General features: G+C 44.3%; 18 protein-coding genes and 1 pseudogene. 17 read left to right on the top strand and 2 right to left on the bottom strand.

What is annotated here, in order from left to right; translation table 11 throughout:
• The first annotated feature begins 46 nt into the window (after positions 1-46).
• The 14 genes and pseudogenes from ABXS78_RS12990 to ABXS78_RS12925 all read left to right on the top strand — a co-directional run bounded on the left by ABXS78_RS12990 (position 47) and on the right by ABXS78_RS12925 (position 16,844).
• On the top strand, positions 47-1,837 hold the full coding sequence (locus ABXS78_RS12990; protein WP_366247547.1) for a PLP-dependent aspartate aminotransferase family protein: 1,791 nt from the start codon (positions 47-49) through the stop codon (positions 1,835-1,837).
• Positions 1,830-2,831: an aliphatic sulfonate ABC transporter substrate-binding protein gene (locus ABXS78_RS12985; RefSeq protein WP_366247546.1), complete on the top strand. Its 1,002-nt coding sequence runs from the start codon at positions 1,830-1,832 to the stop codon at positions 2,829-2,831. Before ABXS78_RS12990 ends, ABXS78_RS12985 begins: the two co-directional genes overlap by 8 nt.
• A gap of 6 nt (positions 2,832-2,837) precedes the next feature.
• Positions 2,838-3,614 carry an ABC transporter permease gene (locus tag ABXS78_RS12980; protein ID WP_366247545.1) on the top strand — a complete coding sequence of 259 codons (777 nt, stop codon included), beginning with the start codon at positions 2,838-2,840 and terminating at the stop codon, positions 3,612-3,614.
• 12 nt (positions 3,615-3,626) lie between these two features.
• Complete coding sequence (locus ABXS78_RS12975; protein ID WP_366247544.1) at positions 3,627-4,379, top strand: ABC transporter ATP-binding protein; 753 nt, start codon at positions 3,627-3,629, stop codon at positions 4,377-4,379.
• Positions 4,339-6,024 (top strand): acetate--CoA ligase, encoded by a 1,686-nt coding sequence (gene acsA, locus ABXS78_RS12970; RefSeq protein ID WP_366247543.1) that lies wholly within the window; start codon positions 4,339-4,341, stop codon positions 6,022-6,024. Before ABXS78_RS12975 ends, acsA begins: the two co-directional genes overlap by 41 nt.
• Positions 6,025-6,312: 288 nt before the next feature.
• Positions 6,313-7,677, top strand: coding sequence for an MATE family efflux transporter (locus tag ABXS78_RS12965; protein ID WP_366247542.1), 1,365 nt, complete (start codon positions 6,313-6,315; stop codon positions 7,675-7,677).
• A gap of 228 nt (positions 7,678-7,905) precedes the next feature.
• Positions 7,906-8,928, top strand: coding sequence for a sugar-binding domain-containing protein (locus ABXS78_RS12960; RefSeq protein WP_095224413.1), 1,023 nt, complete (start codon positions 7,906-7,908; stop codon positions 8,926-8,928).
• A gap of 39 nt (positions 8,929-8,967) precedes the next feature.
• Complete coding sequence (gene gap / locus ABXS78_RS12955) at positions 8,968-9,975, top strand: type I glyceraldehyde-3-phosphate dehydrogenase (RefSeq protein ID WP_095224412.1); 1,008 nt, start codon at positions 8,968-8,970, stop codon at positions 9,973-9,975.
• 165 nt (positions 9,976-10,140) lie between these two features.
• A complete protein-coding gene (locus tag ABXS78_RS12950; protein WP_095224411.1) occupies positions 10,141-11,322 on the top strand; it encodes a phosphoglycerate kinase in 1,182 nt (393 codons plus the stop codon).
• A 23-nt stretch (positions 11,323-11,345) separates the two neighbouring features.
• Complete coding sequence (gene tpiA / locus ABXS78_RS12945) at positions 11,346-12,104, top strand: triose-phosphate isomerase (RefSeq protein WP_366247541.1); 759 nt, start codon at positions 11,346-11,348, stop codon at positions 12,102-12,104.
• Positions 12,101-13,639 (top strand): 2,3-bisphosphoglycerate-independent phosphoglycerate mutase, encoded by a 1,539-nt coding sequence (gene gpmI, locus ABXS78_RS12940; RefSeq protein WP_366247540.1) that lies wholly within the window; start codon positions 12,101-12,103, stop codon positions 13,637-13,639. Before tpiA ends, gpmI begins: the two co-directional genes overlap by 4 nt.
• A 16-nt stretch (positions 13,640-13,655) precedes the next feature.
• Positions 13,656-14,942, top strand: coding sequence for a phosphopyruvate hydratase (gene eno, locus ABXS78_RS12935; RefSeq protein WP_366247539.1), 1,287 nt, complete (start codon positions 13,656-13,658; stop codon positions 14,940-14,942).
• 150 nt (positions 14,943-15,092) lie between these two features.
• Entirely contained in the window at positions 15,093-15,836 is a 744-nt protein-coding gene (locus tag ABXS78_RS12930; RefSeq protein WP_366247538.1) for an alpha/beta fold hydrolase, read from the top strand.
• Positions 15,837-16,134: 298 nt separating this feature from the next.
• A pseudogene (locus ABXS78_RS12925) lies at positions 16,135-16,844 on the top strand (hypothetical protein).
• Between the two features lie 177 nt (positions 16,845-17,021).
• Here ABXS78_RS12925 and ABXS78_RS12920 read toward each other — a convergent pair.
• On the bottom strand, positions 17,022-17,642 hold the full coding sequence (locus ABXS78_RS12920; protein WP_366247537.1) for a hypothetical protein: 621 nt from the start codon (positions 17,640-17,642) through the stop codon (positions 17,022-17,024).
• Positions 17,643-18,017: 375 nt separating this feature from the next.
• Here ABXS78_RS12920 and ABXS78_RS12915 point away from each other — a divergent pair, with 375 nt between their 5' ends.
• The 3 genes from ABXS78_RS12915 to ABXS78_RS12905 all read left to right on the top strand — a co-directional run bounded on the left by ABXS78_RS12915 (position 18,018) and on the right by ABXS78_RS12905 (position 20,891).
• On the top strand, positions 18,018-18,731 hold the full coding sequence (locus tag ABXS78_RS12915) for a 3-ketoacyl-ACP reductase (protein WP_366247536.1): 714 nt from the start codon (positions 18,018-18,020) through the stop codon (positions 18,729-18,731).
• A 241-nt stretch (positions 18,732-18,972) separates the two neighbouring features.
• On the top strand, positions 18,973-20,013 hold the full coding sequence (locus ABXS78_RS12910) for a Gfo/Idh/MocA family oxidoreductase (protein ID WP_366247535.1): 1,041 nt from the start codon (positions 18,973-18,975) through the stop codon (positions 20,011-20,013).
• Positions 20,014-20,060: 47 nt separating this feature from the next.
• The gene (locus ABXS78_RS12905; protein WP_366247534.1) at positions 20,061-20,891 is read left to right on the top strand and encodes a sugar phosphate isomerase/epimerase; all 831 of its coding nucleotides are present in this window, start codon (positions 20,061-20,063) and stop codon (positions 20,889-20,891) included.
• A gap of 32 nt (positions 20,892-20,923) precedes the next feature.
• Here the strand turns inward: ABXS78_RS12905 and ptsP are convergent, their stop codons facing one another.
• Positions 20,924-22,639 carry a phosphoenolpyruvate--protein phosphotransferase gene (ptsP, locus tag ABXS78_RS12900; RefSeq protein WP_366247533.1) on the bottom strand — a complete coding sequence of 572 codons (1,716 nt, stop codon included), beginning with the start codon at positions 22,637-22,639 and terminating at the stop codon, positions 20,924-20,926.
• Position 22,640: the final 1 nt, after the last annotated feature.

The following is a 22,640-nucleotide window of genomic DNA, read 5'->3' as shown; positions in this document are numbered from 1 at the left end:
ACGAGAAGCTGTTTTTTCATTTATAAATAATTGGAGGAATGACAAAATGACAGATCAAGTTTATAAAGCAGAGACATTAGCATTACACGGCGGGCAAGCACCAGATCCGACAACAGGTTCAAGAGCGGTGCCGCTTTATCAAACAACTTCTTACCTTTTCCATGATACAGATCATGCAGAGCGCCTATTCGCCTTGGATGAGCCTGGTAACATATATTCCCGTATTGGTAACCCTACCGTCGATGTATTGGAAAAACGGATTGCATTGCTGGAAGACGGCGTTGCAGCAGTCGGTGTTGCGTCTGGTATGGCAGCAATCAGCTACAGCATTCTCAATCTGGCAGGCGCTGGAGACGAAATCGTAGCAGCGACCAATCTGTATGGCGGAACGTACAATCTTTTCCACACGACACTGCCACGCTACGGAATCAACGTTAAATTCGTCGATCCGACCGATCCGGAAGCTTTCCGCGCAGCAATTACAGACAAAACGAAGGCTGTATTTGCTGAAATCATCGGGAATCCGAGTCTGCATGTACTAGACGTGGAAGCAGTAGCAGCAGTGGCTCACGATGCTGGTATTCCTCTAATCGTCGACAGTACGTTTGCTACACCGATTTTGAGCAAACCGATTACACTTGGTGCTGATATTGTCGTCCATAGTGCGACAAAGTGGATTGGCGGTCATGGTACTTCTATAGGAGGGTTGATTGTAGACGGAGGCAGGTTTGATTGGAATTCACCGAAATTTCCGACATTTACAGAACCTGATCCAAGCTACAACGGCATCCGCTATGCATTTGATTTTGGCACACTCGCTTTCAGCACGAAATTGCGTGTGCAATTGCTTCGCGATTTAGGCGCTGCGCTAAGCCCGTTTAATGCATGGCAGCTGATTCAGGGGCTGGAAACGTTGCACTTGCGCGTTGAACGCCATGTCCAAAATGCAGAAAAGCTGGCAAGCTATCTGGAACAGCATCCGGCAGTTGATTGGGTTGCTTACCCTGGGCTCAGCAGCCATCCATCGTATGAAATAGGTAAGAGAGTGCTTCCGAACGGTGCTGGTTCGATTGTCAACTTCGGTATCAAAGGCGGCAGAAAAGCTGGTGCTACTTTGATCAACAATGTTGCGCTATGGTCACACGTTGCCAATGTCGGGGATGCCAAATCATTGATTATTCATCCTGCGTCAACAACACATCTACAGCTGGATGCGGAAGGTCTCGCTGCTACAGGAGTAAAAGAAGAATTGGTACGTCTATCTGTTGGAATCGAGTCAGTAGATGATCTTATCCACGATTTAGACCGTGCCTTGGAAAAAGCGACGGGAATCCGTTCCGAGTCAAGGAAAATCGTTATCAATGATGAAGCCGTCATCCGGGAAGCACTCGGCAGTGCGACAGATGCGACAGGCCGTCAGAAAACTATTGCAGTAGTGGGCTTGAGCAGTAAGGAACAGCGTCCAAGTAATCGTTTGGCACGGAAGATGCAGCGACTCGGATACAAAATCATCCCTGTTAATCCTGCCGAAACGAGTGTATTGGGAGAAAAAGCTTATCCTGATTTGACAAGCGTACCGGAGAAAATCGATATCGCTCAGATTTTCCGCAGTCCTGAAGCAGCTGTGGAACTCGCTAAAGAAGCGGCGGAAGTTCGTCCGGAAATCTTCTGGCTCCAAGAAGGTGTCGTGTCGCAGGAAGCCGCAGCTATTGCAAGAGAAGCAGGATTGGAAGTCGTTCACAATCGCTGCACATACAAAGAAGCACAACGCTTGCGCGGTTCGATCAGCACGTATGCCTGTGAACTGGATAACAAAGGAGTAACGATTGATGAATAAGATTCCCCTTATAGATAAAAGAAGTTTACTAGCTTTACTTAGTTTAGTTGTCATCGTCTTTCTGGCAGCTTGCGGAAACTCCAGCAGTGCATCAGGTGAACTAAAACAAATTCGCTTGGATTATGCCTACTACTCCCCAGCAAGTCTGGTGATAAAGAATAAAGGATGGGCAGAAGAAGCATTCAAGGATTCTGACATCGAAGTAACTTGGACACTAAGCCAAGGATCTAATAAAGCACTGGAATTTTTGAACAGTAACAGCGTTGATTTCGGCTCTACAGCAGGAAGTGCCGCCTTGCTTGCCAAGGCGAATGGCAATCCGATTCAAGGTATATATCTGGCATCAAAACCAGAATGGACAGCATTGGTTGCTGCTAAGGACAGCGATATCCAAGAACCAGCAGATTTGAAAGGGAAGAAAGTCGCCGCAACTGTCGGGACTGATCCGTATATCTTCCTTCAGCGTTCTTTGCAGGAAGCTGGTTTGGACGAACAGGATGTTCAAATTGTAAATCTGCAGCATGCAGACGGAGCTAGCGCTCTACTTTCAGGTGATGTAGATGCATGGGCAGGACTTGACCCGCATATGGCGAAGCTTGAATTGGAAAATGACGCCCAGCTTTTCTATCGTAACGAAGATTTCAACACATATAATTTCCTGAACGTTCGGGAAGAATTTGCTGAAAATCATCCTGAAGAAGTGAAGGAAGTCTTGAAGCTTTATGACAAAGCAAGAGCATGGATCGAAGAGAATCCAGAAGAGACAGCTGAGATTGTTGCCAAAGAGGCGGGAATCAGCCAGGAAGTTGCAGCAAAACAGCTGGAACGGAATGATTTCTCGGAATCTGTACCAGGTGATACACAGCAGGAGATTCTGAATCAGTCAGGCGCTGTTCTGGAAAAGGCGAATCTATGGAAAGGCAACAAAGATGTAGCGGAAACGGTTGATTCGTATATCGAGCCGAAATTCGCACAAGACCTTGGAGAGGAATGATGATTTATGTGGAAGAAATTAAGAACACATCCTGTACTGCTCGGTTCCCTGCTGCCGATTGTTTTGCTGGCAGCATGGGAGATTCTGAGCAGAGCAGGTGTCATTCCTGCCTATCAGCTACCCGCGCCTAGTGCCATTTTGTCGACTATCATTACATACTTGCAGGATGGTACGCTGCAGGATCATGTATTACTTACTGTTTACCGGCTGTTTGTCGGTTTCATCATCGGAACTATCGCAGCAATTCTATTAGGAACACTTGTCGGCTATTCTGAGCTTTCGGAACGATTTTTCGATCCGCTGATCCAAGCATTCCGGAGCATCCCGTCACTAGCCTGGGTTCCATTATTCATCCTTTGGATGGGTATTGGAGAAACATCGAAAGTTACTTTGATTGCAGTCGGTGTGTTCTTCCCTGTTTATTTGAATATCGTTGATGGTATTCGCGGAGTGGATCGAAAACTGATTGAAGTAGGCAGAATGTACGGCCTTGATGGAGTAGCGCTTGTAAGAAGAATCATTCTTCCGGCGTCCCTGCCGTCTTTCCTGACCGGTTTACGAAGCGGTCTTGGATTAGGCTGGATGTTCGTTGTTGCAGCAGAGATTATGGGTGCCAGCCAAGGGCTTGGTTATTTGCTTATTTTAGGGCAGAACACATACGCTCCCGATGTGATCATCGCCAGCATTTTCTTGTTTGCACTGCTTGGTAAATTGACGGATTGGGTGATAAAGCTTATTCAGAAGCGATCGCTTCATTGGCAGGATACAGCATTAGCGAAATGAGGGGGGATCAGCATGACACTACAAGTGAAGGCGCTTGGACGACGCTTCGGCGAAAAACAAGTATTGCAGCAAGTGGATTTCTCAGTCGGAAAAGGAGAAATCGTAAGTCTGCTCGGTACAAGCGGATGCGGCAAGAGTACTGTTCTGCGGGCACTGGCAGGTCTTGATTCGGATTATGAAGGCAATATCAGCATCCCTTCTGATCAGCGTGTTGGCTTTATCTTTCAGGAACCGCGGCTCCTGCCTTGGAAAACAGTCTTAGCCAATGCCACTTTCGGCTTGAAGGGCGACCGCAAGGAGAATGAGGCAAAGGCACGGCGGTATTTGGAGCTTGTCGGATTGAAAGATGCAGAAAAACTATATCCACGGGAGCTTTCCGGCGGTATGGCACAACGGGCGGCTATTGCACGCGCGCTTGTGACAGAGCCCGATATCCTGCTGTTGGATGAGCCATTCAGCGCGCTGGATGCATTTACAAAAATGCAGCTGCAAGAGCTGCTATTGAGGATCTGGGAAACAACTGGCACAACAATTATTCTCGTTACGCATGATATCGATGAGGCTTTGTATCTGAGTGATCGTGTACTGCTCCTGCAGGGGCGGCCATCGACTTTGGCCAAAGACTTGAAAATAGCTTTATCAAGACCGCGTTCCCGAGGGAGTGCAGCGCTAGGAAAATGGAAAGAAGACATTCTAGATTTACTGGAAGGGAAGGAACAGACATATGACTACAGCCTTGTCACCGAAATTGGACAGAAAGCATAATCTGCCAAGCTATCAAGAGGCAGTTAACAACCATGACTGGAAGGCGCTGGAAGAGGAGTTGTCCGGCAGGAAAGATGGAAAATGCAATGCATCCTATGAAGCTGTCGACCGTCACGTCGAGGAAGGCTATGGTGCGAAAACGGCCTTGCATTATGTGAAAGATGGAGTGCTGCAATCCAGTTTGACATTCGAACAGCTGCAGCAGAAAATTGAGCATTATGCAAAGGTCCTCCGCTCACATGGAGTGGAAAAAGGCGATCGCGTTTTTATCTTTTTACCGAAAAATCCGGAATGCTATGTTGCTATCCTGGCGACGATCCGCATCGGCGCCATCGCAGGTCCTTTGTTTGAAGCCTTCATGGAAGATGCAGTGCGTGATCGGATCAATGATTGCGGTGGTACGCTGCTCATAACGGATCAGGACTTGATCAACCGAGTGCCGGCCGAGGATATCCCCTCCTTGCAGGAAATTCTTTTAATAGAAGAAATTGATGCAGCTGAGCCTGATGCGGCTGTTTCAGGAGAAGTGGAGTGGGTCGACAGAGAAGACGGTCTGCTGATACATTATACGAGCGGCTCGACAGGTAAGCCGAAGGGCGTCCTGCATGCCCACCGTTCTTTCATCCACCATGCTGTATCCGGCAAGTGGGTGCTTGATGTGCAAGATGATGATGTGTATTGGTGCACGTCCCATCCAGGTTGGGTGACTGGCAGCGTCTACGGTTTGTTCGCACCATGGCTGAACCGAGCAACGATAGTTATCCAAGGAGGACGCTTCCAAGCAGAATCATGGTATAAAATCATTGAAGAGCTTAAAGTAACGACACTTTATAGTGCACCTACTGCTTTCCGTCTGCTCAAGGCAAAAGGAGATTTGTACAAGGATTATGATTTATCCAGCTTGCGTCATATCCTCAGCGTAGGAGAACCACTCAATCCGGAAGTCATTACTTGGGCGTGGGATAACTTACAGCTACGTATCCACGATACGTGGTGGATGACCGAAACAGGCGGGCATATCATTGTCAATCTGCCTTCTGAACCCATCAAACCGGGATCAATGGGTCGTGCATTCCCAGGCATTCAAGTTGGTATCCTCGATGAAGAGGGGAATGAGCTGCCGGCGAATTCAATTGGTCAGCTTGCCGTTAAGACCCCATGGCCGGGTCTTATGCAGGATATCTGGGGCGACCGAGGAAAATATGAGAGTTATTTTGTTTATCCAGGCTGGTATATTTCGGGGGATCTAGCATTGAAGGACGAAGAAGGATATATCTTCTTCCAAGGCCGAAACGATGATATGATCAATTCTTCCGGTGAGCGAATCGGTCCTTTTGAAGTAGAAAGCAAACTGATTGAACATCCTGCAGTTGCAGAAGCAGGGGTGATCGGAAAACCAGATCCTGTTCGCGGGGAAATCGTCAAAGCTTTCATCACGTTACGTGATGGGTATGAGGAAACACCAGAGCTGCTGGAATCTTTACGACTGTTTGTCCGTAAGAACCTGGCTGCTCATGCTGCTCCAAGGGAAATCGAAGTAATGGAAGAACTGCCGAAAACACAAATCAGCGGGAAGATCCTGCGCCGGGAATTGAAGCAGCAGGAAATAGAAAAACAATTAGCTTTAAAAGCGCCTTCCAAATAAGGAAGGCGTTTTTTGTTTTCATCACAAGTCATCTCAAATAATTGATAAAAGTGAGGATAGGTTGTTAATGAAATGCAGCGAAAGGAGTTAGAGGATTTGTTATTTTTCTTTGAAAACGCTTCCTGTAAAATTGTGAGAATACTCACTAAACAGCGAGGGGATAAGCGTTTATAGAGCTGTTGTAGAGTTAAAAAATAATTTTTGTCTTTTTTAGGTAAAGCCCTTTACATTCTCAAAAAAAGGATTAATATAGAGTGAGTTTGATTTTAACGAAAAGGAGAATGTCTGTTGGGTAACCCAACTTCTACATCTGAGCAAACATTGTTTCGCATCTCTTGGCCGCTGTTTATTGAATTAGCACTTCATATGGGAATGGGTATTGTTGCTACACTGATGCTGAGTCATTACTCAGATTTAGCTGCTGCCGGAGTCGGCGTAGCGAATCAGCTGATTAGCATTTTTATTTTGGTTTTTAACGTCACGTCTATTGCTTCTATGATCATCATCGGCCAGAAGCTCGGTGCAGAGGATTTGGCGCATGCCCGGCAGACAGCTCGGACAGCGTTCGGTATGAACTTTTGGTTTGGCTTGATCGTTTCTGCTGTTGTCGTTTTGTTCGGTTCTGTATTTTTAAGTTTCTTTGATTTAAAAGGTGAGACACTCGCTTATGCTACCACCTTTGTGAAAATATGCGGTGCATCTTTATTCTTGGAATCTCTATCATTAACACTTAGTGCAATCTTGCGGGCAAATGGCCGGACGAAGGTTTCCATGGTAGTTGCCGTATTGATGAATGTTCTGAGTGTGCTAGGCTATATGATTGCTATCTTTGGATTGTTCGGCATGCCGATCACTGGTGTTGTCGGAGTATCCTGGACGATCGTGATTGCCCGTATTTTTGCGGTTGTTGTATTGTTCTACTTTGTTTATCGTTATCTGGCAATACGTTTTACAGGAACACATTTGATTAAGCTGAACGTACAAGATATCAAGGATATCCTGGTTATCGGTGTACCTTCTGCAGCAGAAAACTTGTCTTATCAATATTCGCAGATTGTCATCACAGCAATTGTAGCGAATTTCGGCGATGCTTCACTGGCTGCGCGTGTATATATCAATAATATTTCCATGCTATGCTACTTGTTTACATTGTCTATTGCAGAAGGTACGCAGCTGCTTGTATCTCGATATATCGGCGGCAAGCAATTCGATCGTGCGCTCAAACGAGGCTTGCGTACCCTGAAAATAGCAATGGTCGCATCTTTCATTGTTTCATTAGGATTCGCACTGACTGGAGCCCCTATCCTGCAAATGTTCACAGATGATCCGGCTATTCTGGCAGTAGGTATCCCGATTCTCTGGGCAGTTGCCTTCACGGAGCCTGGTCGTGCAATGAATATCGTCTTGATGAGTTCACTCAAGTCTGCTGGCGATGCGAAATTCCCAGCAATCATCGGAGTCATCAGCATGTGGGGTATTGCTGTACTCCTTAGCTACACACTCGGCGTATCCTTCGGTCTTGGTTTACTTGGGGTCTGGATCGCGATGGGTGTAGATGAATGGTTCCGCGGCTTCTTCGCTTACCGGAGATGGCGTTCCCGTCCTTGGGAAAAGAAAGAACAGGCAGCTGTTCCGGAAACTGCATTAACATAATATATAGTAGGAAGGCATCGACTTGTAGTCGGTGCCTTTTTGTTATGAAAATGTTAAGTTAAAAAAATATATAAATAAATTGTTTATTTCGATGGATTTAAGTTGAATATAGCGAATCTTACTGTTATGATAATCGTGCAAGAGGAATTTTTTTTATAGCAAGTGGGACAATATATGACATACTGGGACATTTTTGACCCATTAAGCTTTATGAAGAAGGGGTATGTTATGCGATCGATAATAGATCTACAAAAAAAGCTTTTCCCGGATGTTCTGGCAATTATGCAGCGAAGATACGGAATCCTGCAGTTTGTCAAAACAATGGGACCGCTGGGACGTCGCACACTTGCTGAAAACATGAATCTTGCAGAACGAGTCGTCAGAGGTGAAATTGACTTCCTTCAGAACCAAGGATTGATCTATATCACAACAAAAGGGGTACAGATTACCGAGTTCGGCCTGGAAGTTCACGAACAATTGGAAGCTTTTATGCTCGAAGCCTCTGAAATAAGTGTTTTGGAACAGCGAGTCCGGGAAACACTAGGAATAGATAATTGTATTGTTGTCCCCGGTAATAGTGATACCCAAGATTGGGTAAAACAAGAGATGGGAAAACGGTGTGCCCAGCTTCTGGAAAAGACGCTGCATCCGAACTATACGGTTGCAGTGACAGGTGGCACCACCATGGCCGCGCTGGCAGCAGCGATGCCGCCAATTCATACAGCTGAAAACGTCATGTTCGTACCTGCCCGCGGCGGTATTGGTGAGCAGGTGGAAAACGAAGCGAACACGATTTGTGCTGCTATGGCGAAGCGAGCCAGAAGTCAGTACCGGCTGCTGTATGTTCCTGATCCGATCGGGGAAGAATCATATCAGACAATTATCGAAGAGCCTTCCGTTAAGGAAGTCCTGTCCATCATCAACCGTTCGAATGTAGTCATTCACGGTATCGGTGACGCCATGACGATGGCGGAGCGGAGACGGACGCCTGCGCCGCTTGTCGAAAAGATAAAAAGCGGTGTTGCAGTAAGTGAGGCATTTGGTTATTACTTCGACGCTGAGGGGAATGTAGTCCATCGTGTCCGCACAGTCGGATTACAGCTGGAGGACTTAGATAGAGCAGAACATGTAATAGCTATTGCAGGCGGTGCCTCGAAAGCTCGTGCAATCGCCTCATACTTCAAACTGGGAAGAAACAATATCCTGGTAACGGATGAGGCGGCAGCGAACCAGTTAATAAAGGGCCATTGAACCCTTTAATCATTCAGTTATTACAAGGAGGAAATTTTCATGACAGTAAAAATTGGTATTAACGGTTTTGGACGTATTGGACGTAACGTATTCCGTCAGGCGCTAACTAACAGCGAAGCAGAGGTAGTTGCAATCAACGACCTTACTGATGCGAATATGCTTGCCCATTTGTTAAAGTATGATTCTGTACACGGTATCCTTGATGCAGAAGTATCCGTAAACGGCTCTAACTTAGTTGTTGACGGTAGAGAGATCAAAGTTCTTTCTGAGCGCGATCCTGCTAACCTTGGCTGGGGAGATCTTGGTGTAGAAGTAGTAGTTGAATCTACTGGTATTTTCACAAATGGTGAAGATGCGAAGAAACACATCGAAGCTGGAGCGAAAAAAGTTATCATCTCTGCACCAGCTAAAGGTGAAGACCTAACTGTCGTAATGGGTGTTAACGAAAACAGCTATGATCCATCCGAGCATACTGTAATCTCTAACGCTTCTTGTACTACTAACTGCTTGGCGCCGGTTGCAAAAGTACTTCATGATGCATTCGGAATCAAACGCGGTCTAGTAACAACAGTTCACGCGTACACAAATGACCAGCAAATCCTTGACTTGCCGCATAAAGACTACCGTCGTGCACGTGCAGCAGCTCAAAACATCATCCCAACAACTACAGGTGCTGCGAAAGCTGTATCTCTAGTATTGCCTGAATTGAAAGGTAAATTGAATGGTATGGCTATGCGTGTGCCAGTTGCTGATGCTTCCATCGTTGACTTGGTTGTCGAATTAGACCAAAACGTATCTGCTGAGCAAGTGAACACTGCATTGAAAGACGCTGCTGAAGGCGATCTTAACCACGTTCTTGGTTACAGCGAAGAGCCGCTTGTTTCTTCCGACTACATCGGAAACAGAAACTCTTCTACTGTAGATGCACTTTCTACAATGGTATTGGAAGATAACATGGTGAAAGTTGTTTCTTGGTACGATAACGAAATGGGTTACTCCACTCGTTGTGTAGATTTGGCTGTGTTCTTGAAAAGCAAAGGCATCTAATTTTTAATAAGCAGTGGTAGAAAGGGAGGGGGGTGCACCTCCCTCCCTTTTAACCTATGCCTGTTCTTTTTTCTGTGTATTCGACAAGAAGGAACAGAACCTGCCATTGGCGAATACATAGAAGGAACAGATACATAGGTAACAAGTATTCGAGGAGGCGTAGATATGAACAAGAAATCAATCCGCGATATCGATGTAGCCGGCAAGAAAGTTTTCTGCCGTGTAGATTTCAACGTACCAATGGAAAATGGCACAGTAACCGATGATACACGGATCAAGGCTGCCCTTCCGACAATCAAGCACCTTACAGAGCAAGGTGCGAAAGTAATTCTAGCAAGCCATCTTGGCCGTCCGAAAGGCGAAGTAAAGGAAGATTTGCGTTTGGACCCTGTTGCACAGCGTCTTAGCGATTTACTTGATAAAGAAGTTGCAAAAGTAGATCAGGTTCATGGCGAAGAAGTGAACGAAGCAGTAGCTGAGCTTGCTGACGGCGAAGTACTTCTTATCGAGAACGTACGCTTTGAGCCAGGTGAAGAAAAGAATGACCCTGAATTGGCAAAAGCTTTTGCTTCGATGGCTGATGTGTATGTGAATGATGCATTCGGTGCTGCACACCGTGCGCATGCTTCTACAGAAGGTGTGGCAAAACATCTTCCAGCTGTTGCAGGTTTGCTTTTGGAGCGTGAGCTGGAGGTACTTGGCAAAGCACTATCCAATCCGGAACGACCATTCACAGCCATCATTGGCGGTGCAAAAGTAAAAGATAAAATCGGTGTAATCGATAACCTGCTTGATAAAGTAGATAATCTGATCATCGGCGGCGGCTTGGCTTATACATTTGTTAAGGCACGCGGCTACGAAATCGGAAAATCCTTGCTTGAAGAAGATAAAATCGATTTAGCAAAAGAATTCATGCAAAAAGCAAAAGACAAAGGCGTCAATATGGTTATGCCTGAGGATGTTGTTGTTGCTGATGATTTCTCGGAGGATGCCAACAAGCGTGAAGTGAGCATTGAAGAAATTCCTGCTGACTGGGAAGCTTTGGATATCGGACCGAAAACTCGTGAGACTTACAAACAGATCGTTAAAGACTCCAAGTTGATCATCTGGAACGGACCAATGGGTGTGTTCGAGTTGAACGCGTTCTCTGGCGGAACAAAAGCAGTGGGTGAAGCATTGGCAGAAGGAGAAGGATTCTCTATCATCGGCGGTGGTGACTCTGCTGCAGCAGTAGAAAAATTCGGCCTTGCTGACAAAATGGATCATATCTCCACTGGCGGCGGTGCCAGCCTTGAATTCATGGAAGGTAAGGAGCTGCCTGGTGTAGCTGCATTGAACGATAAATAAAAAGACTGAAGGGATGGAGAACTATGCGTAAAAACGTCATCGCAGGAAACTGGAAAATGAACAAAACAATTTCTGAAGCAAAAGAATTCATCGAAGCGACGAAAGCGAAGATTCCATCCAGTGACAAAGCAGAAGCGATTGTTTGTGCACCAGCATTGTATTTGACTGAGCTAGTGAAGCTTACAGAGGGTACGGACCTTAAGATTGCTGCTCAAACAATGCATTATGAAGAAAGCGGCGCTTTCACTGGTGAAATCAGCCCTACAGCGCTGAAAAGCATCGGTGTGGAATATGCGGTAATTGGACACTCTGAGCGTCGTGAATACTACAACGAAACAGACGAGTCTGTAAACAAGAAGACACATGCAGCATTGCAGCATGGAATCACTCCAATCGTCTGCATCGGCGAAACGCTTGAAGAGCGTGAAGCTGATAAAACAAACGAAGTAGTCGGCGGACAAGTTGAAAAGGCTTTGGAAGGTCTGTCTGCTGAGCAAGTTTCAACAGTAATTCTTGCTTATGAGCCTGTATGGGCTATCGGTACTGGTAAGACTGCAACTGCACAGCAAGCGAATGAGGTCTGCACCTTCATCCGTAACGTTGTGAAAGAGAAAGTATCCGCTGAAGCAGCTGATGCTGTACGCATCCAATACGGGGGAAGCGTAAAGCCAGCAAACGTGGACGAACTTCTTGCAGAATCTGATATCGACGGCGCTTTAGTCGGCGGTGCAAGCCTGGAAGCAGATTCCTTCCTAGCGCTTGTGGAGGCTGGTGCAAAATGAGTCAGGACAAACTAGCTGCCCTCATCATCCTCGACGGATTCGGTATCCGCGATGAAGAAAAGGGTAATGCAGTGAAGCATGCCAAAAAGCCGAACTTCGACCGTTACTGGAACAAGTATCCGCATAACGAACTTACTGCTAGCGGAGAGGCTGTTGGTTTGCCGGAAGGCCAGATGGGTAACTCTGAGGTAGGTCACTTGAACATCGGTGCCGGACGCATCGTGTATCAAAGTCTGACTCGCGTGAATAAATCCATCAAAGAGGGCGACTTCTATGATAATGAAGTGCTACTTAAAGCAGTCGACCATGCGAAAAAGAACGACAAGAGTCTGCACCTCTTCGGTCTTTTATCAAATGGCGGCGTGCACAGCCATATTGAGCATTTATTCGCTCTTTTAGAGCTTGCGAAGAAGCATGACTTGGAGAAAGTGTACATCCATGGATTCCTTGACGGCCGTGATGTCGGTCAGAAAAGCGCGAAAGAATTCATTGATCAGACAGAAGCCAAAATCAAGGAACTCGGTGTTGGCAGGATTGCAACACTTACAGGCCGCTATTATTCCATGGATCGCGACAAACGCTGGGATCGTGTGAAAAAAGCGTACGATGCGATGGTTTACGGAGAAGGACCTGCCTATAAGAGCCCATATGACGTCATCGAAGATTCCTATAAAAATGAAATCTATGATGAATTCGTCCTTCCATCTGTCATTACAGAGGAAAACGGCGAACCGGTAGCGAAAATACAGGATGATGATGCTATCATCTTCTATAACTTCCGCCCGGACCGAGCTATCCAGATTTCTCGGACATTCGCAAACAAAGACTTCCGTGACTTTGATCGTGGTGAACACCCTCCAACGATCAATGAATTCGTCTGCATGACGAACTTTAGTGAAACGGTAGACGGCGATGTTGCGTACAAGCCAGTAAACTTGGATAACACGGTTGGTGAAGTGCTCTCTCAGAACAACATCAAACAGCTGCGCATTGCAGAAACAGAGAAATACCCGCACGTTACATTCTTTATGAGCGGCGGCCGCGAAGAAGAGTTCCCTGGTGAGGATCGGATCCTGATTAACAGCCCGAAAGTGGCGACATACGATCTGAAACCTGAAATGAGTGCATATGAAGTGACGGACGCGTTACTTGATGACTTGGATCAGGACAAACACCAAGCGATCATCTTGAACTTCGCTAACCCTGACATGGTTGGACATTCAGGTATGCTGGAACCGACTGTGAAGGCAATTGAAGCAGTTGACGAATGCCTCGGTAAAATCGTCGACAAGATTATTGAAAAAGGCGGTCACGCCATCATCACGGCTGACCATGGCAACTCGGATGAAGTAGTTACGCTTGAAGATAAGCCAATGACTGCCCATACGACCAATCCAGTTCCTGTAATTGTGACAAAAGAAGGCGTTGAACTCCGCAGCGGCGGTATCCTAGCTGACTTGTCCCCTACATTACTGGATCTATTGGATGTTGAGAAACCAGAAGAAATGACAGGCACAAGCCTAATTCAAAAATAAGAGGAGAGAAAAAATAATGCCATACATTACTGACGTATATGCACGCGAAGTCCTTGACTCCCGTGGTAACCCTACAATCGAAGTAGAAGTACTAACAGAATCCGGAGCTTTCGGTTCTGCAATCGTTCCAAGTGGTGCGTCCACTGGTGAATACGAAGCAGTTGAGCTTCGTGACGGCGACAAAGGTCGTTACCTTGGCAAAGGTGTTCAAACAGCAGTTGCTAACGTAAACGAAAAAATCGCTCCAGAATTGATCGGTATCGATGTTACTCGCCAAGTAATCATCGACCAGCTTTTGATCGAACTTGATGGTACAGAAAACAAAGGTAAACTTGGTGCCAACGCTATTCTTGGTGTTTCCATGGCAGCAGCACATGCAGCAGCAGATCACCTTGGAGTACCTCTTTACACTTATCTTGGAGGATTCAACTCCAAAACACTTCCAACACCAATGATGAACATCCTTAATGGTGGGGAGCATGCAGATAACAACGTAGATATCCAAGAATTCATGATCATGCCTGTAGGAGCTCCTACATTCAAAGAAGCACTTCGCATGGGTGCGGAAATCTTCCACAGCCTGAAGAAAGTTCTTCAGTCTAAAGGCTTGAACACTGGTGTAGGTGATGAAGGTGGCTTCGCACCAAACCTTTCTTCTAACGAAGAAGCTCTTGAAACAATCGTAGAAGCAATCAAAGCTGCTGGTTACAAACCAGGTGAAGAAGTACAGCTTGCAATGGACGTTGCATCTTCTGAGTTCTACGAAGATGGCAAATACAACCTTAAAGGTGAAGGCGTAGTTCGTTCTTCTGAAGAAATGGTTGCTTGGTACGAAGAAATGACAAACAAATATCCAATCATCTCTATCGAAGATGGTTTGGACGAAAACGACTGGGAAGGCCACAAGCTATTGACTGACCGCATCGGCGACAAAGTCCAGCTTGTTGGTGATGACCTATTCGTTACAAACACAAAACGTTTGAAACAAGGTATCGAGCAAGGCGTTGGTAACTCCATCCTTGTTAAAGTGAACCAAATCGGTACACTTACAGAAACTTTCGATGCTATCGAAATGGCGAAACGCGCTGGCTACACAGCTGTTATCTCTCACCGTTCTGGTGAATCTGAAGATGCAACAATCGCTGACATCGCTGTAGCGACTAACGCTGGCCAAATCAAAACTGGTGCACCATCCCGTACTGACCGTGTTGCGAAATACAACCAACTTCTTCGTATCGAAGATGAGTTGAAAGCATCCGGCATCTACGGCGGACTTGCATCTTTCTACAACTTGAATAAATAAGTTAAAAGAAGAGGATGAGCTCATATGGGCTCATCCTCTTTTTTAATGCGAATAAGATTTTCGTTGCTTTAAAAAATAGCGGGCGCTAGAATAAATAAATGAAGAAAGCGTTTTCTGAATAGTTGAGTTATATCAGATAGGAATGATCAGATGTCAAATCAATATCCGGTACTAAAAGATGCGGAACCTTTTCACTTCGAGGGAAACCGTATAGGAATTCTCGTATCCCATGGCTTTACAGGATCTACTCAGAGTATGCGTCCTTTGGGAGAGGCATATGCCCAAGCTGGTTATACGGTATGTGGACCGCGTCTGAAAGGCCATGGAACACACTATGAAGATATGGAACAAACAACGTATAAAGATTGGATAGCTTCGATTGAAGAAGGTTATCACTGGCTAAAGGAACGTTGTGATACAATCTTTGTTACTGGCTTATCAATGGGAGGAACTCTGGCATTATATATGGCGGAAAATTATCCGGATATCCATGCCATCATTCCAATCAATGCAGCAGTAACCGTACCATCGATGGAAAACGTGCATGAATTAAGAGGAGTAAGGTACCTGGATGCTATCGGTTCTGATATCAAAAATTCTGAAGTGAAAGAGCTGGCTTATGAAAAAACACCGGTTCAGTCTGTCAAAGAAATCCTGCAATTGATGGAGAAGGTAAGAGGAGATCTTACTAAGATTACCTGTCCCGCACTGATTTTTGTTTCAGATGAGGATCATGTAGTCCCACCGGTAAATGCACAGCTTATCCATGATGAGATTGGGTCAGAAAGAAAGACATTATATCCATTAAGAAACAGCTATCACGTTGCAACCCTTGATTATGATCAGCAAATTATTATTGAAAAAACACTGGAATTTATTGAATCAACAATATAAATTATATATAAAACGTACTCTTTTGTAACAACCTTTTCGACTCTAACTATATTAGTTTTTTTGCTTCTAATTGAAACAGCATTCCAACTATTAAAAGCTTTTAAGTTCCACATAATAATTTGTAATCATAAAACTATTTGGAACATTCTTTCCTATGGGTTTTTAATATGTCTCATTACTAATCCTGAAAAAAGAACCATCCACTAAACTGACCCCATAAGCTGAGACAAATTAAAACACCTTCAATCTTGAAAACGGATTATTATTATCCGAAATAAGGCTTGGAGGTGTTTTTTCTATGGGGACAAGAGTGAGTTATCCAGTAGAGATTAAACAAAAGGCAGTAGAAATGAAATTGGCGGGCTTACCTGTAAAAGAAATTATGAATGAGCTGAACTTTTAGGAACAAGACACAGGTTGATACATGGATTAGATGATATAAATTAGGAAAAGTACACCGTTTCGAACAGCCTGTTGGAAGCAATATGTGTACATGAAAGGGCCCACTTACTCTTCGGAATTAGAGAAGCAGAGAATCGCTTCTTAAGACAACAAAACGAAGTTTTAAAAAAGTCCAAGGAATTGGAAAGGAAGTTGATAGAGAAACGGCAGTCGAACTGGTAGAGGTATTGGGAAGTACAATGACAGTGCAAGAAACATGTGTTCATCTAAGTATTTCACGATCATCTTATCAGTTGGAAGAAGAATGTATTGAAAATGGCGAAGTGATTGCTTCTACAATTGGAGAAAAGCAGGATACAGCTTTTGTATTAGTTACACTCGCTCAGCTACCATTATTACCAGAGAACTGTGTATTACATAGTGATCAAGGTTCTGTCTATAATTCGTATGAGTATCAGGAGGCTGTTAAAGCAAAAGGAATTACCATGAGCATGTCCTGCAAGGAAACGCCCGCTGATAATGCCTACATCGAATCATTTCATTCCTCACTAAAGTCTGAGACGTTCTACTCAACAAACGAAACTAAACAACCAATCACCGATATGATATCGACAATTGGCTGTTTGAAGGTGTTTTGATCCCTGTCTCAAAAACGGAGGTCAGTCCCAAACAATGTATACTTTTGTTTGTTTTTTTAAATATAATTTAAAATGATGTATTTTTGTATAGATAGCTAAGAAATAAAGATTAAAGTGGAATAGCTAGATTCTTCACATCACATAATCAATTATATTCATCATAATGACGCTGTGATATGACCCCCAACTCTAATGCACGGAGTGGGTGGACAAGGAACGCAGGGCTTATTGCATAGAAACAGTAACTAAGAAGATAGATGAATCCGAAAAAATAAACTGCGTCTGTACTTGTCACTAATGTAACGTGTAAAATAATCGTTCCGACAATACCAAGGACAAATATTCCTAAAACGTAATACAAAATAAAGGGATTGTTTTCATTATCTCCCCTAGCACTCTTTCCATTTAGTCCAAGGATAAGTTTCTCTCGGTTGATAAACCCGACCACAAATGTAACAATATGAAATAAAATTGTTAGCCACACTACCCAGTGCCCCCAGATGATACTAAAGAGCGGAACAGCTCCATATGCTGACCACATCATCAACATCACACACACATTAATGCTATTCAGGTGAACGCCGCTGTATCCGTACTTTAACCAAAGGATAAATAGTAAAAGAAAGACGAATGGAAGCGATAGTAAATTGCCAAGAAAAATCTCCAAACTTTCTGTTACAGCACCCGTAATTACCGCGATAATGATGCCAAAAAGTGCAACGGCTACTATATTCGTATCTAAGATTGGTATTCTACCTTTTCTCAACTAAATGCCTCCTATGACTATAGTTGTTAATTGTTAAATTGTTTTGAAAATCTAGTTTAGTATACGATATGGTGTAAATTTAGTTTCACTTAATAGAATAAATAGGCCAAAAGGAAGGAGAGGGACGGTTCTTGTGCTTCCAAAAATTTTAGCTATATTATCTCGCTTTTATCCATTTTCGAAGACAGGCTATCAACTATAATGAAGAAGGAGATTATTACTGAGTCTCATTCTTACGTGAAATATTGCTAGCGATTTGAGGGTATGCTTTTTAGTTAGCTAAACAATAATAAATACGTTGAGCAAAACTCTTGTTGACCCTGTTTAGGGCTGATAATATAAAGCGAATAGACTCATTGAAGGAGGAATTACATAATGGCACAATCATTACAAGGAAAAAGAGCTATCATTACAGGCGGCGGACGCGGCATTGGAAAAGCACTTGCAGAGGCACTTGCAGCAGAGGGTGTGCATATTGGCTTGATAGGCCGTACAGAAGAGCATGTAAAAGCAGTAGCTGCTAGTATAAATGAAGTGAAAACAGCTTACGCTGCAGCGGATGTTTCCAGTCTGGAAGATGTTACAGCAGCAGTCAATAAAGTTAAAGAGGAACTAGGCGGCATTGATATCTTAATCAATAATGCAGGTATCGCTAAGTTTGGCGGATTCATGGATCTTGATCCAGAAGAATGGAAGCATATCATTGATGTAAACCTGATGGGCGTATATAACGTCACGCGTGCGTTATTGCCAGACTTGATCGAACAAAAATCAGGAGACATTATTAACATTTCATCTACAGCTGGTCAAAAAGGTGCTCCTGCTACAAGTGCTTACAGTGCTTCGAAGTTCGGTGTACTGGGACTGACTGAATCTCTAGCTATGGAAGTGCGTAAACACAACATTAGGGTAACTGCCTTGACTCCGAGTACAGTGGCAACCGATTTGGCAATTGAAAACAAGCTGACAGATGGCAATCCTGAAAAAGTCATGCAGTCTGAGGATATTGCAGAGTTTGTCGTAGCACAGCTGAAATTAAACAGCCGTACATTTATTAAATCTGCTGGTCTGTGGTCAACAAATCCATAAGATATAATTAGTAAAGCGGGACATTCGATAGTTGTAATCGAATGTCCCGCTTTTTTTGTACGCTTGCGTCTTGGGGACTTGTGTTCCAGACCACGAAATCGGGTATAGGAAGAGGGAGAAATTCTTTTCTTAAAATTAGAAGCCATACCGATAAATCAGGACAGAGCATGTACTAGTACATATGCTAGCTCATGACCTCCTTTTCGGAGGGAAACATGCCATTAAGGAGGAGAAGCATCATATGACAATAAGAATCGGAGTAATTGGAACAGGTGCTATTGGAAAAGAGCATATGAATAGAGTAGAACAAAAATTATCTGGAGCGAAGATTACGGCCGTTACAGATGTTAATCCAGCAGTTGCAGAAGAGGCTCTTACTGAATTGGGAATCAAAGCTAACTTTTATCCGGACGATCAGGCATTGATAGACGCAGAGGAAGTGGATGCGATATTCGTTACAAGCATCGGACCAGCGCATGAAGCAACAGTACGTAAAGCAATAGAAGCAGGAAAATATATCTTCTGTGAAAAACCTCTTTCCGTTACCGCAAAGGGCTGCCAAACAATCATGCAGGATGAAATGGAATATGGCAAACGTATTGTGCAAGTTGGCTTTATGAGGCAGTTCGACAAAGGCTATGAGCAGCTGAAACAAGCCATTGATTCCAAACTAGTAGGGGAACCGCTCATGGTCAAATGTGCGCACCGTGCTCCAGAAGTTGATGCAGCCTACACCACAGATATGGCGATCACGGATACCTTGATCCACGAAATAAACATTCTGCACTGGCTGTTAGGAGACAACTATGTCTTTGTTCAAGTACTATATCCACGAAAGAATAAACATGCTCTCCCACATCTGCGTGATCCGCAAGTCATCTTACTTGAGACAGAATCCGGAGTTCTTATCCAAGCAGAAGTGTCCGTTAATATTAAATACGGCTATGACATTCAATGTGAAGTAGTTGGAGAAGAAGGAATCGTGAGCCTTCCGGAGACAGAAAGTCTTAAAATACGGCATAACGGGAAACAAAGCACCGACGTCTTACAGGATTGGAAAGTGCGTTTTCAAGATGCCTATGATAAAGAATTACAGGTTTTTATCAATCAGGTGGCCAAGAAAGAGGCATTGCAAGGTCCTTCTGCCTGGGAAGGGTATGTAGCTGCAGTTACATCTGATGCATGTCTGAAGGCACAGGAATCCGGTCAGAGAGAGCCGATAGAGCTAGAAGATATGCCTGCATTTTATAGAGCGGAAGAAGGAGAAGCTCAGATTTTATAAATAAGAGGAAAAAAGAAGATTTTTTACAAAGAAGTAGGAGGGTTACAATGAAATTAGGTTTTAATCAAGCTACAACATTGGAGAATTCTAATTTAGCTACCGATCTCGAGTTATGTGAAAAGCAAGGCTATGACTATATCGAGATTCGCACAATGGACAAGCTGCCGGAGTATTTGGAACAGCATTCGCTAAAGGATCTATCAAATTATTTCAAAGAAAGTCATATCAAACCTTTGGCATTAAACGCTCTAGTATACTTTAATAACCGCAGCAAAGATGATTATGATCGATTGCTGAACGAATTCAAACAGATGCTGGAATATGCCGACAAATTGCAAGTGCCTTATATTGTTGTGGTTCCGCTGGTTACCAAGGATAAAATACTTAAAAAAGATATCAAAGCAAGCAGTGTGGATATACTGAATGAACTAGCCGTTCTTGCAGAACCGTACGGTATTAAGCTTGCATTGGAATTTGTCGGACACCCGGAATGTACAATTAATACATTTGAGCAAGCTTACGATATCGTACAAACAGTCGGTAATTCGAATGTTGGTTTAGTATTGGATTGTTTCCACTTCCATGCAATGAACTCAAGCATAGAAGCATTAAAACAGGCAGATATATCAAAGATATTCATTCTTCATATGAACGATACAGAGGATTTTCCGATTGGAAGCCTAGTAGACGAAGATCGAGTATGGCCTGGACATGGAGTGATAGATTTGAAAGGAATTCTATCTGTACTGAAGGAAAAGGGCTATGAAGGACCAGTGACTGTAGAGCTGTTTCGACCGGAATACTATGAGATGAAAGCGGAAGATGTAATAAGCAAGGCGAAGGAAACTACGATAGAAGTAGTATCACAATATCTTTAAAAAAACAGCTCTCCATTACGGAGAGCTGTTTCTTATTGACCTGTCTTTTGACGGACAAGCTCTTCTACTTCATCAGCAGTGCTTAGAGTCAATGCCTGTTGACTTAGTTCCTGCATGTCTGCTTTAGAAAGCTTCGTGATTTGTGTTCTCGCTGGCAGGATGCTTGTTGCGCTCATGCTGAATTCATCAAGGCCAAGGCCGAGAAGAAGCGGGATTGCGATTGCATCGCCTGCCATCTCACCGCACATACCAGCCCATTTGCCTTCTGCATGTGCTGCTTCAATGACATTATGCACAAGGTTCAGGATAGCTGGGTGGTAAGGCTGGTACAAGTAGCTAACGCGTTCATTCATGCGGTCAGCTGCCATAGTGTACTGGATCAAGTCGTTTGTTCCAACGCTGAAGAAATCAACTTCCTTCGCAAATTGCTTCGCAGCAACGGCTGTAGAAGGAATCTCAACCATGATACCAATCTCGATAGAATCAGAGACTGATACGCCATCTGCAACAAGTTTTTCTTTCTCTTCCAGAAGGATTGCTTTTGCTTGGCGGAACTCTTCCAATGTAGCGATCATTGGGAACATGATCTTCAGGTTGCCGTATACGCTCGCACGCAGTAGGGCACGAAGCTGCACACGGAAGATATCATCACGCTCCAGGCAAAGGCGGATAGCACGGTAGCCTAGGAACGGATTCATTTCTTTAGGGAGCTGCAAGTAGCTTAGCTCTTTATCGCCACCGATGTCTAGTGTACGAACTACGACAGGCTTGTCTCCCATGTTTTCAAGAACAGCTTTATAGGATTCGAATTGTTCGTCTTCACTTGGAAGCTCACTCTTACCCATGTAAAGGAATTCTGTGCGGTAAAGGCCAACGCCTTCGCCTCCGTTGTTTTGAACGCCAGTAACGTCTTCTGGTGTACCGATATTAGCAACAAGCTCTACGTGCACGCCATCTGTTGTAATAGTAGGTTCGTTCTTCAGCTTCGCCCATTCTTGCTTTTGCTGTTCGAAAGCTTCTTGTTTCGCTTTGTATGTTGCTAGTTCATCCTCGGTCGGGTCAATGATGACAGTACCTTCAATACCATCAACAATGATCATCACATCGTTAGCAGCAGAAGATGTAATTGACTTCGTACCGACAACAGCAGGAATCTCAAGAGAGCGAGCCATGATAGCAGAGTGGGAAGTACGTCCGCCGATATCAGTTGTAAACCCTTTCACAAACTGCTTGTTAAGCTGTGCTGTATCGGAAGGGGTCAGGTCCTCAGCGATAATGATAACTTCTTCGTCTATAAGTGCAGGATCCGGGAAGGAAACCTGTAACAGATGTGCCATAACGCGTTTCGTAACATCCTGGATGTCAGCCGCGCGTTCCTTCATATATTCATTATCCATGCTGCGGAACATGTCGATGAACATTGTCGCTGTCTCGTCAAGAGCAGCTTCTGCATTAATGTTGTTATTGCGGATATTGTCTTTAACGGGATTGATCAGTTCGGGATCTGCCAATACAAGCAAATGAGCCGAGAAAATCTCGGCATGCTCGTCGCCAAGTGACACACGAGCATTCTCGCGGATTTTCTCCAACTCTTTTTTGCTGATCTCGAGGGCAGCATCCAAACGGCTGATCTCTTCTTCCGCATTCGCAACAGTTGTTTTATCGAAAGAGAGGTCTGGTACAGCTAAATGGTATGCTTTTGCAATAGCAATACCATTTGAAGCTGCAATTCCGTTTATCATGCTCATC

Source organism: Terribacillus aidingensis (assembly GCF_040703035.1).
In the GTDB taxonomy this organism is placed as follows: Bacteria; Bacillota; Bacilli; order Bacillales; family Amphibacillaceae; genus Terribacillus.
This window is presented reverse-complemented; position numbering and strand designations above follow the sequence as displayed.